The organism is Halorubrum cibi, assembly GCF_900182635.1.
In the GTDB taxonomy this organism is placed as follows: Archaea; Halobacteriota; Halobacteria; order Halobacteriales; family Haloferacaceae; genus Halorubrum; species Halorubrum cibi.
Window position 1 is genome coordinate 289,140 of sequence record NZ_FXTD01000003.1, and the last position, 13,613, is coordinate 302,752.

Sequence of the window (13,613 nt, forward strand, 5' to 3'; positions counted from 1 at the left end):
GTTCTCCGGCCGCGGCGATGTTCCGGCAAGTCAGTCGATCAGTCCTTCGGTCTCGATGCGTTTCCAGAGATGCTGTCCCCTCTCCGTGACCCCGTAGATGCGTCCCTTCCGCTTTTCCTTCGAAACGAGCAGTTCGACGAGCGAACGATCGCGGAGGGACCGCAGCGCACGCGAGACGTGGGTGATGGGGAGCCCGGTACGGGACGCGATCGAGGAGGGAGTGGAGGGACTCTCGACGAGCTGTTCGAGCACCGCCGTTCGGTATTTGGAGCTGATGATGAATCCGATCTGGTCCCAATCGTTCGTGGCGTCTTCGTTCCGCTCGTTCTCCATTGATTGCCTTTCCCGCCCTACGGACATAAGGCGTGGAGATCGTTTATAAAATAACGAGGGCGCTTCGACGATTCGCGTCCTCCCGTCACGCCGCCGCGGATCCGTCCGCAGTCGGTCGGTAATGCCTTCTTACCGCGTCGGAGGAGATCGGGTTCCGCGTCGGTCGAGTCGGATATGCTCCCCATAACGATATAGCGACTCGAGAGAGGTACCGGTGAATGAGTGACCGCCACCTCGAACCGATCGGAGCACACGGCAGTCAGTCGCGGCACTCGGCCCGTACCGGCACGACCGATCCGATCGACGTTCACTGCGAGGGCGACGAGCGGCACCGGGACGGCTCCTCCCGCTCCCCTCCGCGATGAGTCCGACGGTCGACGAGATACCGGCGGATCGGGACCTCGTCGGCGTCGGGGTGGTTGTCGTGGTCGTAGCCGCGGCGACCGCCGCGGAGGCGCCGAGCGCCGTCCGGCTCCCTCCCGTCTTCCTGTTCCTCCTTTTCCTCCCGGGATATGTGACGACGGCGGTGGCGTACGCCGAGCGCGATCGGGAACCGTGGTCGTTTGTCGTGCTCGTCGAGCGATTCGCTCTCTCGCTCGGCAGCAGTCTGGCGGTACTGCCGATCCTGGCGGTCCTCTCGTATCTCGTCTCGGGCGAGTTGACCGCGTGGGGACTCGTCGCGACCGTTTCCGGGTACGTCCTCCTCGGGGCGGCGGCCACGGCAGTGCGTCGATCCCGGCGCTCCGACGCGAGCGGGGGTGGTCGGGGGTCTCGGCCGTTCGGATCACGGGAGGAAGCGTCGGCGTCGGTCGGCTGGTCGTCCGGTCGGTTGAGTCCCCTCACCGTCGTTCTCGCGGCGAGCGTCGTCGTCGCGGTCGCCGCGTTGGGCGTGGCGGTGACCGTGCCCAGCCACGGAGAGGCGGCGACGGATCTCCACATCCTGACCGAACAGGGCGACCGACTCGTCGCCAACGAGTATCCGGACACGCTGACTGCGGACGGATCGGCGGCCCTGACCGTCGGGGTGACGAACGAGGAGCACCGGACGACCGAGTACACGGTCATCACGGAGATCCAACGCGTCCAAGTCGACGGACGGTCGGTCGTCGTCGTGGAGAAACGCAGAATCGACCGCCACGTGTTCGAACTGGGACACGGGGAGAGCTGGCGTGAGAGACAGGAGTTCGAGGCGACGCTCACCGGCGAGAACCTTCGGTTCGTGACGTACCTCTACCGGGGTGAACCGCCCGAAAACCCGACGACTGACTCCGCGTACAGGAGCACGTACCTCTGGATCGACGCCCAGCCGTCCGTGACGGCGGGTGAGTGACCGATGTGGCCATGGGGGCACCTCGCGGTCGGGTACGTCGCGTTCTCGGCGTTCGTCCGCCTCGGACTGCGAGATCGGCCGAACGATCGAGCGGTGTTCGTTCTCGCGGTCGCCACGCAGCTTCCGGACCTCATCGACAAGCCGCTCGCCTGGCAGTTCGGACTGTTGAGCAACGGCATCGGCGTCGCCCACTCCCTGCTCGTCGGCGTTCCCGTCGCGCTCGCCGTCGGGATCGCCCTCCGGTTCGGCGGGCACTCTCAGCTGGGTGCCGGTCTGTCCATCGGCTACGGGAGTCACGTCTTCGGGGATCTCCTCTTCGCCGCCCTGTTCAGTCGACCGCCGATCCTCCCGGCGTTCCTGTGGCCGGTCTACACGACGCCCGCGATCGACGCTCCGGGACTCGGTGTGAAGACCTGGCAACTGTTGTTGGACAGTCGAGCCCTCCTCGGTGGCTCGATGGGGCGGACGTACTTCCTGCTCGAGGCGCTCCTGATCGGCGGGACCGTGGCGCTGTGGGTCCTGGACGGGAAACCGGGCTGGGCCTTCGTCCGGACGGCGGTTCGTTCGAAGTGACGCTCGCCCCTCTGTCAGTCCCCGACGTTTAGTGTGCGCTCCAGCGTTCTGTCTCTACGTAATGAAGCACCGTTAGAACGGTCAACAGCACCCATCCCGTACCGATCAGAACCATTTCGGTTCGGCCCAGCTCCCCGCCGATCGTGATCAGTCCGTACACGAGGAATCCGAGGAGCGTGACGAGGAGGTAGTACCGTCCCCAGGGACGCGCGTCGCCGTCTTTGGGAGCCTCCGCGTCGAGATATCGATTGAGATCGCTTCCCCGATCCGTGAGCCGAATGTCTCCCGTGTCACCGTCGTAATCGACGATTCCCGCCTCCTCGAGCTTCGGGATGTGTGTCTGATACAGGGAGACGTACAACCGCTTCCGCTGTTTGTCGGTCAGCGCTTCCGGCTCCGTTTCGTTCTCCCACGCCGCGACTTCCGTCGCGAGATCCTGGAGTTGGATGCTCTCTCCGGTTCTGTTCAGATACTGGAGGATGAACCGTCGTCGCGGATTGCTGAGAAGACTGAACATGGCGTCCTGATCCAACCCATTATTTCGGTTTTTTGTCATTTTGTGGGGCGACGAGGTTCGGGTAGTAGGTCCGATGCTATGAGTTCAGCCGCTTCCTCTCGTCTTTGTTACATACCGTATATCATCGGTAACGGCGGATTACTCGGGGTTACGACCGCCAGCGGCGGTCGGTCTCAGCCGGCGCGACGCCACTATCGTCCCCCGTCCGTTCCCGTCACCGACCGTTCGATGAACCGTTCGACGGGATCGAGAGTCGTCGCCGGGAGCTCCGACGGTTCCGACCAGGCGTAATCCAGGACGCGCTCCTCGCGGTTCGGTTCCGGCTCCGACAGGAGTGCTGCGTCGAATATCGCATAGACCGTCGTCGTGGGGCTGCTCGTGTGGTGGTAGACGTAGCGCCCGATCGACTCGCCGACGGTCGCGCGGCACCGTATCTCCTCTCGTATTTCCCGCCGGAGACACGTCGTGAACGACTCTCCCGACTCGACGCCGCCGCCGGGAAGCGTCCAGAACGTCGAACTGTCGCCGTGACACTCCTTGATCAGCAGCACTCGATCGAGATTCGTGATGAGGGCCTTGGCGCCGACCCTGAGCGTCTGTCGCTCGGGATCGGCCGCCGTCGGGGTCGGGAGGGTCGGAGGGATCGCCCGGGGACTTCGCTCAGTACGCACCCGCCGGAAGAGCCCATCGGAGGGGTGGTTTCGCATACCTTCCCTCGACAGGACCCGTCCTGATTATTATGTGGTTCATACCCCCCTACAGGAACCTCCTTCCCGATCCGTCCCGGTGTGACGGTACCCGACGCGGGTCGTGCGTACCGATCGCGATCGTGGGGGCGGCGAGTAGGTACCCCTTAGATCGTCGGACTTCCGATCGGCCCGGAAGGAGACCGGACCCCGGCGGCCCTTTCGATTCCTCCGCGTCGAACGGCGAGGACCTCGCGTTGGACCCCCGTGAATCATTCCCGTTCTCCGGAAACCGCGCGTCGTTAGGTCGTCTATTACGATATGTGGACGAGTCCCACACGAGGCTATCGATGAGAACGACCGAGGACTCACACGGTACCGGGAACGCGATCGAGGCGACGATGGTGCGGTACGACGATCGCCCGGAGGAACGAACGCTCTATCTGACTCCCACAGGGGAGAAACGAACCACCGAGTGGATGTGCGCGAGTCGCGGTGGGTACGTCTCGCTCGGGTTGTGTCGCTGAGTCCTCCACGTCCGATTCGCCGGACTCCGTCGCCGTCACTCGACGAACTCACCCGGCGGCCCCGTTCCGATCAGTTCTCCGAATTCGCGGTCACGGCGGTGTCGTCCAAGGCGCGTGCATACACCGAGAGGAGGTCGTCGACGACGTCGGGCCACGCGTAGGACTCCTCGATACGTCGGCGGCTGACCCGGCCCATCCGTTCGATCGCCGCCGGATCCGAGAACAGCCTCTCAAGGGTGTCGGTCAGCTCACGGACGTCTCCGGGAGAGACGATCGCACCGTTCTCCTCGTCGACGATCGAGGGTATTCCCCCGACGTCGGTCGAGACGATCGCGTTCGCTCCGGCCATCGCCTCCAGTACGGCGATCGGCAGCCCTTCCGCCCGCGTCGGGAGGACGTACACGCTTCCCTCGCTGAGGAGGTCTCGTTTCCGCTTCTCGGACACGAAGCCGACGTAGTCGACGGCGTCGTGATCGGCGGCGACGGCGGCGGCGTGACTCGAGAGGGGACCGCTTCCGGCGATCGTCGCCCGGAACCGGACTCCGGCGTCCTGTAGTTCGTCGACGGCCTCCGCCACGTCGATTATGCCCTTCCGCTCGATGTGGTTGGAGACGAACACGAGATGAGGCGGGTCGGCGGCGGGATCGGGGTCGTACTCGTCCGGGTCGACCGCGTTGGGTACCACGGCGATCCGCTCCGCGGGAACACGCGCTGAAAGGACGTCCCGCCAGCCCTCCGAGAGGGCGATCGTCGTGGTGCTGGCGTCGAACACCGCCCGCTGGAGGGCCGCCACCGGAGCCGACGCGTCCTCGATGAACGCGTCGAACGACGAGCCGTGGACGTGGAGTATCACGGGCCGATTCCACAGCGCCGCAGCGACGAGGACGTAGGGCGCCGAGACGTAAAACGAGAGGGAATGAGAGGTGTGGACGTGAACGAGATCGGGACGTCGACGACGGAGAAATCCGATCCACGTGAGTAGAACGACGACCGCGGTTCGGAGGTACTCCACCGGACGATCGGGAGTTCTCACCGCGGTGTCGACGACGTCCACCGAGACCCGACCGTGGAGATATCGCCGCTGTTCCGCGATATATCGGCCGATGCCGCCGGTTCCTTCCGTGCGATACCCCGCCGGACCGACGACGAGTACCTCCGTCGACGGCGGTACTTCCGTCGCGGTCGATTCCGACCGCCGATCCCCGCCGATCTGCCCGACCGCAGTCATCGTCGTCTCCGGTCGTCGCCGCGATCGCGACCATCCCGATCGGTAACTGGCGGCTGGTCAGTAACTGGCAGTCGGTCGGTAACCGGCGCCCGATCGGTAACCGACGGACTCCGTGGGGGCTCGTCGTTCATACCGAGACCACCGTAGTCGTCCGTTTTGTTATCCGTCGACTACTGACCGCGGCGCCCACGCCACGGGCCTCCCGCGACGAGCGTGTCGATTGGTATGTGGTATCGTCACAAAGTCACGAGGTACTGCGGGTCCGCCCGTAGACGCGGGACGAGAGATGACTTCAGGTCACCCAGGGTGAAAAACAGGACCTGAAGCCCGTTCAAGTCGTACCTGTGGAGGACGCCGTCACGTTCCAGGTCTCTGGTCAGTTTCGGCTTGTTCCACGAGTAGAACGGCGAGGTGCGGACGCCGCAGGTCTGTTCGACCGGCTCACAGCCGCCCTCCTCGGTACAGATCACCCCCTCGAAGGTCTCCGTAACGACGTACTCGAGGTCTAGACGGCTCTCGAAGTGGTGAAGGTGCGAGCAGGTGAGCCACGGCGTCCCGATGTCCATAACCAACGCGTCCTCCTCGACGAGTCGGGCGAAACAGCCGTCCTCGTGGTACGTGTCGGAGTGTAGACAGCCGTCGAACCGGTAGGGACCTCTCACCAGGATCGACTTCATCGCGTCGTCGGTTCGATAGTCGGCGTCCCGGAGGAACAGCGGCCCGAAGGTCCCGTGTTTCGGCCGGGAGTACTGCTTGTGATACACCCCGGACGTCGCGAAGTAGTCCGTGAATCCCGGCGCGAGCACGCTCCGGAAGTGCTCGTCGAGCTTCGACCGGAGGAACGCGTAGGGATCGGTTCGGAACGCCCGCTTTACGTCGCTCAAACCGACGTGAACGAACACCTTCGAACGCCCGTCGCCGTGCCGATTGAGCAGTTCGTCCAGCCGAGCGACCGGTACCTCGGAGGCGCTCCGTCGTCGGTTCAGTTGCTTGAGGGCCTGGTGTTTGACCAGGTTCCCGATCCTACTCACGTCGGTCAGTGTTCCGGATGGCATGGATCGGTTCTCGGTTCGGTCCGTTCCGTATCGCGGGTCCACGGGTTACCTCCGTCCCGAAACCGTTCGTCGACGTCGGGACCCCTTCCGTTCGGATAACCCGACCATACTCGCCCGTCGCACGTCGGCAGTGTAGTTACGATCCCTCTATCACCGGGTAGTAGGCTGTTACCCGACCGGCGAGTTGACTGTCGTCTCCTACGGTTCCTCGTCCGGGGGATGATCGACGGGATGGTGCGTGGGATCCGGCGTTGGACCCCTCCGACTCGGGAGCCGTCGGCCGAAACCGCTCGTGGGCCGAGGGCTCGAAGCGGTCGAGCGAGGGGAGAGATAGGCGATCAATAACAAAACCAGTAACAGTCGTTCAGGGGCCTATGACGGATATCAGTGTCATTATCCCCACGTTGAAACCGCCGGACGAAGTCGAGTGTCTCGACTACTTGGATTCCGATTCGTTTTCGGATTACGAGGTCTGCCTCCAGGACGAGCCGACCGTTACGTCCGCCCGGAACGCCGGTATCGACCGCGCGAAGGCGGACAAACTGGTGTTCCTCGACGACGACTCCCGACCGCGCGACGGATACCTCTCTTTGATGTCCGAGATCTTCGAGACCGAGACGGCCGTCGCGGGCAGGACGGTTCACCCCCGCGACGACGTCTTCGCCGGAAACCTCACCAGCCACTACGACTTCGGCGACGAGCCGCGCTACGTCACGCGGTTCTGGGGATGTAACATGGGAGTACACCGGGACGTGTTCGACGAGATAGGGGGATGGGACGAGAAGATCCCGTGGGGTCACGAGGAACTCGAGCTCGCGGAGCGGGTACTCACCGCCTCTCCGATATACTACGACCCCGAACTCGTGGTCGATCACCCCTACGCCGACTCGGTTTCGGATTACCTGCGGAAGACGTACCGTCAGGAGATGGAGCAACCGTACCTGTGGGACAAGGCGGGGCGGAGCGGGCGAGAACAGTGGTTGATGACCCTCAGTGACGCGGTCGATCCCGCGAACTACATCGGCTTCCCGGTGCGATCGGCCCTGCTTCACGGTGCCGGGACGCTGGCACGGGCCGCCGGCCGCGCTCACGGGATACGACGACGAGACGCCGTCCAGACCGATCGGCGGGAGCCGACTCCCGCGACTGGTGCGGATCGGTAGGAGACCGGTTGAACTCGCTCAACGGGTTCTGGAACCACGAGCGTCGCACGATCACGACGAGAGCGGTTCCGGGAACTTCACCGCGAACCGATAGTCAAAAAATAGCGCCGAAACGTCGGTGCCCCGGAGCTAGTTCTCGGCCCCGAACTGTGCGTCGTAGTCGTTCTGTATCTCGATCGCCGTCTCGCGGCTCACCTCGTCGAAGTCGCGGTCGTAGCGATCGGTAGCGATCTCGTCTCGCGTCCGGATGTCGGCCGGGTCCGTTCCCTCGGGGAACGGCTGGCGGTTGAAGATCTCCTGGACTTCGGCGGCAGTCTCGGTGCTGAGCTCCGTGAAGTCCCGGCCGTACTTCGCCTGTGAGACCTCGTCGAGGGTGACCGACGGATCGGAGGGAAGCGGACCGAACTGTGCGTCGTAGTCGTTCTGTATCTCGATCGCCGTCTCGCGGCTCACTTCGTCGAAGTCGCGGTCGTAGCGGTCGGTAGTGATCTCGTCCCGCGTCCGGATGTCGGCCGGGTCCGTTCCCTCAGGGAACGGCTGGCGGTTGAAGATCTCCTGAACTTCGGCGGCAGTCTCGGTGCTGAGCTCCGCGAAGTCCCGGCCGTACTTCGCCTGTGAGACCTCGTCGAGAGTGAACTCCTCGTCCGCAGCGTCGTCATCACCATCGTCGGCTCCATCGTCTCCGCCGTCACCATCGCCGGCTCCGCCGTCACCATCGCCGGCTCCGTCGTCACCATCGCCGGCTCCGCCGTCACCATCGCCGGCTCCGTCGTCACCATCACCGGTTCCGTCGTCACCATCACCGGTTCCGCCGTCACCATCACCGGTTCCGTCATCACCATCGCCGGTTCCGTCATCTCCGTCGTCACCATCGCCGGTTCCGTCATCTCCGTCATCACCATCACCGGTTCCATCGTCCCCATCGCCGTCATCTCCATCGTCCCCATCGTCTCCGTCGTCTCCGTCGCCATCATCTCCATCGTCCCCATCGTCTCCGTCGTCACCATCACCGGCTCCGTCATCTCCGTCATCGACGGCTTCGATGGTGATGGTCGCGGTCGCGGAGTCGTCCTCGGTGACGACGCCGTGGGTGTACTCGCCGGGGTTGCTCGTCCCGGAGTACCCGTCGTAGAAGTACAGCCGTACGTCGACCTGTTGGCCGGACTGGACGTCGAACTCGTACTGTAGCTCCTCGCCGTTTTCGGGTTCCCACCGCTCGGTGGTCCAGATCTCCGAGGGCGTCCCCGCCGGAACCGAGCCGTCGATCGCGTCCGGCGCGGGGCTGGTCGACGTCTCGTCCTCACCGGCGACGAGGTACTGGGCGTCTCCCACCCAGTCGGGGCCGTCGACGGCTTCGACCGTCGATCCCCCTGCGTTTACTCGATACGATACGTTTCCGTCCGCCTGTGCCTGCGCGGTACCGGTTCCGACCGCTATCGAGGTCACGCCCATAGACGTGAGCATCAACAGCGAGAAGAGCAGCGCGAAGGCCTGATTCGGTCGTGTCTGTGGCATATGTGAGTGATCGTTGGCCGGCAGGTTCGGCGTCTTATTGTTGGGAAGACAATAGATCAGGAATCCAATATTAAATAGTAATGAATCACTCTATGCCAGTAATACCGGCTTTACTGCCAATACAGCGAATCCGGTATGTCGAGAAATTGTTCGATTAATATCAATATCTCGGTAATATTGTTCGGATCCGTGCCGTTCGATTCGGACCGACCGACCGACCCGTCCGCAGGTACGCCATAACGCTCGGAGTTCCGTATCCTCCGTTGACGTCACGACCCGGGCGACTGACGGAGTCGGGACACACCGACGCCAGTACATCTCGCTTACTCGTCGGTCGAGTGTGCGATAAACGGTAGCACGACGTTACGTATCAGACGCAGTATTCGTGTCCGTAGCTCTCGACGGTCCACATCGGGAGTTCGCTTCCGACAACTGCGACTGCGGCGCCGTCGATGGTGGTACCCGAGACAACGCGCTCGCCTGAAAATCGAGTCGTCGCGTGTGCGACTAGTGTTGCGGGTCGCGAGCGGGTATCAGCCCTTGGGACATGAGGCGTCGGGAGATCACGACGAGTCCGTTCCCGAATCCCTCCCCGTAGATCGCTCGTTCCTCTCCGCTCTCGGAGATGATCGAACTCACAAGGATCATCGAACGGTCGACGAGCAGCAGCCGTCCGATCGACGTCTCGTCTCCGGTCGTGTTCTCGCTGCGCAACCACTCCAATCCGGAGACGAACGTCGTGGCGTTCGGCACGGCCGCTTGGACCCGTTCTTGGAACGATTCGGACAAGATTCCGATGAGCACGTCGACGCGGCTGCTCACTTCGTTGAGCGTATCGATCAGGTTCTCGGTGAAGAGCGACTCGTCGCCGATGATGAACACGACCTCCTCCGTGGCTTTCTCGATGAGCTGATCCGTCCTGCTTTCGATCGCGTCTCGTCCGGTCATCGACCATATCTGTTGGACGGTGCGGTCGTCCTCTTCGACGACGAGGTCGACCGTATCGAGGGCGTCGTACAGGCGCTCGACGCGCTCCTCGTACTGATCGCGGAACGCACCGGTCACCTCCTCGAGCGGGACCGCGCGAAACTGCTGTGGACTCGAGTGTTGGACCTCGACCAAGCCCTGCGCCTCGAGAACTCGTATCGCGTCGTACACCCGCGTCCGCGGAACCTCCGTTATCTCGCTCAGTCGCTTCGCGGTTCCCGTATTGAGACGAGCCAGTCCGACGAAGCATCGAGCTTCGTACTCCTTCAAGCCGAGTTGCTGGAGGACCTCGATCGCTTCCTCCACGTTTTCTGGTGTTTCCATGTGTCCCACCCTCCCGGGATCCCCCGGACTTCCTGTTGATTCTCTCCCCCAACGGATATGTATTGTCACTCGATGTATGACGAGACGAGGGCGTCCGAGGCGTTTCCTCCCGCTGTCGGCGACGCAGTCCACGATGGCGCGCCGCCACCCGAGATAGTTGTAACTCGTCCAGTAACTACTGATCTTCTCGCGCTCTACTTCACTTCAAATGGATAAATAGGTTCGATGAATCACTCACTCGATTAATCACAAAAAGAATAACCGGGTGGCCTTCGACCGTCCATCCGTACGCAGGTCACTTTCGTGTTCCACTCGCCTACTGTGCGCCGCCCGATCACGCCACGTGTCTGGATTCGTACTACCGGGAGTCAGCCAAACCGATGAACGACGATCCAACCGAAGACCCACGCGCCGCAGCCATCGAGCAACTCGAACGGTTCGGGTTGAGCGCGTACGCCGCGCGGACGTTCGTGGCACTCTCGAGTCTGGGGTCGGGCACGGCCAGGGACGTGAGCCAGGTGTCGGAGGTACCGCGGACCCGCGTCTACGACGCGATCGACGAACTACACGACCGAGGACTCGTCGACGTGCTCCAATCGTCACCGAAGCAGTTCTGGGCCATCTCGGCCGAAACCGCGAGCCGATCGTTCGAACACGAACTCCAACACCGAACTGACGTCCTCCGAACGGCACTGAACGAACTCGAGCCCGCCGAACGACGGGCCGAACAGCGGGGCGTCTGGACGGTCGATGGACGGAAGGCGGTCACCGAACGAGCCTTGGAGTTCTTTTCGGGCGCCGAAGAGGAGATCGTCTACATGACCGTCGAGGGCCTCCTCACCGACGACGTGATCGATGGCCTAAGCGAAGCCGCGAAGCGCGGCGTCTCGATCAAACTCGGCGGGGTCTCGACGGACGTCCAAGAGCGCATCCAGAGCGACATCCCTGGAGCGGAGATGTTCGAGTCGCTGTGGGTCTGGTCGGACACGTCGGCGGGGCGGCTCACGATGATCGACGGGCGGAAGACGCTCATAAGCGCGCTCGTCAACGGTGAGGACGCGGCTCCATCGGACGCCCGGTCGGAGACTGCCATCTGGGGCGAGGGCGACAAGAACAGTCTGGTCGTCGTGTTGAGAGAGATATTCACGTGGCGACTCGACGCCGAGGATCCGAAGTAACGGGGACCGGGAGTCCTCCGGCGCCGTCTCGTCGACGACCCGCGACCGAACCGCGGGCGGCCATCACCGTTATCACCGTTACCGTCGGATCCCTCGGTATGATCTCGAGTGAACGGATGGCGGCCGTCGACGCCAACGCGGCCGCACTCGGCGTGCCCTCGAAACAGTTGATGGAGTCGTCCGGCAACGCCGTCGCCCGGGCGGTCCGGTCGGCGAGCGATCCCGGCGACGCGGTCGCGCTCGTGTGCGGTCGCGGAAACAACGGCGGGGACGCGTTCGTCGCGGCTCGGTTCCTCGCCGACCGCGACGTGACTGTTCACCTGCTCGGACGGCCGGAGTCGATCGGAACCGCGATCGCCCGCGAGAACTGGGAGGCGCTCCACGCGGCCGAGATCCCGAGCGAGACCGTCGCCGACTCCGCCGACTTCGATCTCGGATCGCCGGCCGTCGTCGTCGACGCGGTCCTCGGAACCGGCGTCTCCGGGACGCTGCGTGAACCGGCTCGGACCGCGGTCGAGGAGATCAACGCGTCGGGCGGGAGGGGCGGCGAGAGCGGCGGTGACGGCGCGATCGTGATCGCCGTCGACGTTCCGTCGGGAGTCGACGCCGACACCGGGGAGCCGACCGGCGGGGACGGAGCCGTCGCCGTCGACGCGGACCGCGTCGTGACGTTTCACGACGCGAAGCCGGGGCTCGAACGGCTCGAGGCCGACGTGACGGTCGCGGACATCGGGATCCCGGCGGCCGCGGAGCGATACACCGGCCCCGGCGACCTCCTCGGACTGGGTCGGAGCCCGGACTCGCACAAGGGCGAGAACGGGGAGGTCCTCGTCGTCGGCGGGGGTCCCTACACCGGCGCGCCGTCGCTGTCCGCGCGGGCCGCGCTCAGGGCCGGCGCGGACCTCGCGAGGGTGGCGTGTCCGGCGAGCGTCGCCGACGAGATCCAGGGCTACTCCGCGGACCTCATCGTTCGCCCGCTTCCCGGAGAGAGCCTCGGTCCGGACCACTTCGACCGGGTCGCCGAGCTCGCGGCCGACCAGGACGTCGTCGTGATCGGGCCGGGGATGGGGAACGCGGAGGCGTCGCTCGAGTTCGTCCGGCGATTTCTCGCCGACTTCTCCGGCCGGGCGGTCGTCGACGCCGACGCGCTCCGAGTCGTCCCCGAGGTCGAGACGGACGCCGAACTGATCTGCACGCCGCATCAGGGCGAACTCCGGGGGATGGGCGGCGAGACCGCCGCGGATCCGAACGAACGGGCGGAACTCGTCCGGGCGTTCGCCGCGGAGGTGGGCCACACGCTCCTCGTGAAGGGGCGGTACGACGTGATCGCGAGCGACGACGGGGAGACGGTTCGACAGAACCGCACCGGCAACCCGGGGATGACCGTCGGCGGCACCGGCGACGTGCTCGCGGGGACGGTCGGCGCGCTCGCGGCTCAGACGGACCCGCGAACGGCCCAAACGGACCCGCGAACGACTCAAACGGACCGAAACGCAGCCCGAACGGACCCGTTTCAGGCGGCCGCCGCGGGCGCGTACGTGAACGGGCTCGCCGGCGACGCGGCCGCGGAGGCGAACGGACACGGCCTCGTGGCGACGGACTTAATCGACCGGCTCCCGGACGCGCTGTACGATGAGTGAGGAGACGGACCCCGATGAACCGGTCGAGGCGACCCCGGAGCCGGCGGCGACCTCGGACGACGAGTTGACGCACACGACCGCCGACGGCGACGTCCAGATGGTCGACGTGGGAGCGAAACCCGACACGGCCCGGCGGGCCGTCGCCCGTGGAGAGATCCGACTCACCGCCTCGACGATCGAGGCGATCCGGGCCGACGGGATCGCCAAGGGGGACGTACTCGCGACCGCCCGAATCGGCGCGATACAGGCCGTCAAACACACCTGGGAGACGATCCCGATGTGTCATCAGATCCCGATCACGAACGTCGACACCGAGTTCGCGGTCGGAGACGACCGAGTCGAGGTCACCGTCGCCGTCGAGACGACCGGAAAGACCGGCTGCGAGATGGAGGCTCTCGAGGGCGTCACGACCGGGCTCAACGTCGTCTGGGACATGGTGAAGGCCGCGGAGAAGGACGCTGACGGCGAGTACCCGGACACGCGAATCTCGGACGTGGAGGTCGTTTCGAAGGAGAAACGCGAGATCTGACGGCGAAACCCGAGAAGCGACGGGGCTC

14 protein-coding genes are annotated in these 13,613 nt (G+C 64.6%); 7 read left to right on the forward strand and 7 right to left on the reverse strand.

All coding sequences use genetic code 11. From position 1 onward, the window contains the following. Positions 1–30: 30 nt before the first annotated feature. Positions 31–333: a winged helix-turn-helix domain-containing protein gene (locus FN829_RS05770; protein WP_142986043.1), complete on the reverse strand. Its 303-nt coding sequence runs from the start codon at positions 331–333 to the stop codon at positions 31–33. Positions 334–694: 361 nt separating this feature from the next. On the opposite strand from FN829_RS05770, the gene FN829_RS05775 reads away from it, so the two are divergent. Together FN829_RS05775 and FN829_RS05780 are read left to right on the forward strand one after the other, a co-directional pair. Continuing rightward, positions 695–1,663 carry a DUF1616 domain-containing protein gene (locus FN829_RS05775; protein WP_142986044.1) on the forward strand — a complete coding sequence of 323 codons (969 nt, stop codon included), beginning with the start codon at positions 695–697 and terminating at the stop codon, positions 1,661–1,663. Positions 1,664–1,666: 3 nt separating this feature from the next. Then, the gene (locus FN829_RS05780) at positions 1,667–2,236 is read left to right on the forward strand and encodes a metal-dependent hydrolase (RefSeq protein ID WP_142986045.1); all 570 of its coding nucleotides are present in this window, start codon (positions 1,667–1,669) and stop codon (positions 2,234–2,236) included. A gap of 28 nt (positions 2,237–2,264) precedes the next feature. Here FN829_RS05780 and FN829_RS05785 read toward each other — a convergent pair whose 3' ends face one another. Together FN829_RS05785 and FN829_RS05790 are read right to left on the reverse strand one after the other, a co-directional pair. After that, positions 2,265–2,753 carry a DUF7344 domain-containing protein gene (locus tag FN829_RS05785; RefSeq protein WP_246066453.1) on the reverse strand — a complete coding sequence of 163 codons (489 nt, stop codon included), beginning with the start codon at positions 2,751–2,753 and terminating at the stop codon, positions 2,265–2,267. 191 nt (positions 2,754–2,944) lie between these two features. Next, entirely contained in the window at positions 2,945–3,460 is a 516-nt protein-coding gene (locus FN829_RS05790; RefSeq protein WP_142986047.1) for an NUDIX hydrolase, read from the reverse strand. A 329-nt stretch (positions 3,461–3,789) separates the two neighbouring features. Here FN829_RS05790 and FN829_RS15855 point away from each other — a divergent pair, with 329 nt between their 5' ends. Then, positions 3,790–3,966, forward strand: a complete 177-nt coding sequence (locus FN829_RS15855; protein ID WP_185955697.1) for a DUF7511 domain-containing protein — start codon at positions 3,790–3,792, stop codon at positions 3,964–3,966. A gap of 70 nt (positions 3,967–4,036) precedes the next feature. Here the strand turns inward: FN829_RS15855 and FN829_RS05795 are convergent, their stop codons facing one another. Both FN829_RS05795 and FN829_RS05800 read right to left on the reverse strand, forming a co-directional pair. Beyond that, positions 4,037–5,194: a glycosyltransferase family 4 protein gene (locus FN829_RS05795; protein ID WP_142986048.1), complete on the reverse strand. Its 1,158-nt coding sequence runs from the start codon at positions 5,192–5,194 to the stop codon at positions 4,037–4,039. 236 nt (positions 5,195–5,430) lie between these two features. After that, complete coding sequence (locus tag FN829_RS05800) at positions 5,431–6,249, reverse strand: AAC(3) family N-acetyltransferase (protein WP_142986049.1); 819 nt, start codon at positions 6,247–6,249, stop codon at positions 5,431–5,433. Positions 6,250–6,653: 404 nt separating this feature from the next. Here FN829_RS05800 and FN829_RS05805 point away from each other — a divergent pair, with 404 nt between their 5' ends. After that, positions 6,654–7,412 (forward strand): glycosyltransferase family 2 protein, encoded by a 759-nt coding sequence (locus tag FN829_RS05805; RefSeq protein WP_246066454.1) that lies wholly within the window; start codon positions 6,654–6,656, stop codon positions 7,410–7,412. Positions 7,413–7,541: 129 nt separating this feature from the next. On the opposite strand, the gene FN829_RS05810 is transcribed toward FN829_RS05805, so the two are convergent. Next, positions 7,542–8,927: a hypothetical protein gene (locus tag FN829_RS05810; protein ID WP_142986051.1), complete on the reverse strand. Its 1,386-nt coding sequence runs from the start codon at positions 8,925–8,927 to the stop codon at positions 7,542–7,544. Between the two features lie 507 nt (positions 8,928–9,434). Further along, positions 9,435–10,238, reverse strand: a complete 804-nt coding sequence (locus tag FN829_RS05815) for a TrmB family transcriptional regulator (RefSeq protein WP_142986052.1) — start codon at positions 10,236–10,238, stop codon at positions 9,435–9,437. A 380-nt stretch (positions 10,239–10,618) separates the two neighbouring features. Between FN829_RS05815 and FN829_RS05820 the strand changes: the two genes are divergently transcribed. The 3 genes from FN829_RS05820 (at position 10,619) to moaC (ending at position 13,585) form a co-directional block, all read left to right on the forward strand. Continuing rightward, positions 10,619–11,416 (forward strand): TrmB family transcriptional regulator, encoded by a 798-nt coding sequence (locus FN829_RS05820; RefSeq protein ID WP_142986053.1) that lies wholly within the window; start codon positions 10,619–10,621, stop codon positions 11,414–11,416. 98 nt (positions 11,417–11,514) lie between these two features. Further along, positions 11,515–13,056: an NAD(P)H-hydrate dehydratase gene (locus tag FN829_RS05825; protein WP_142986054.1), complete on the forward strand. Its 1,542-nt coding sequence runs from the start codon at positions 11,515–11,517 to the stop codon at positions 13,054–13,056. Then, positions 13,049–13,585, forward strand: a complete 537-nt coding sequence (gene moaC / locus FN829_RS05830) for a cyclic pyranopterin monophosphate synthase MoaC (RefSeq protein WP_142986055.1) — start codon at positions 13,049–13,051, stop codon at positions 13,583–13,585. The genes FN829_RS05825 and moaC overlap by 8 nt, the downstream gene beginning before the upstream one ends. Positions 13,586–13,613: the final 28 nt, after the last annotated feature.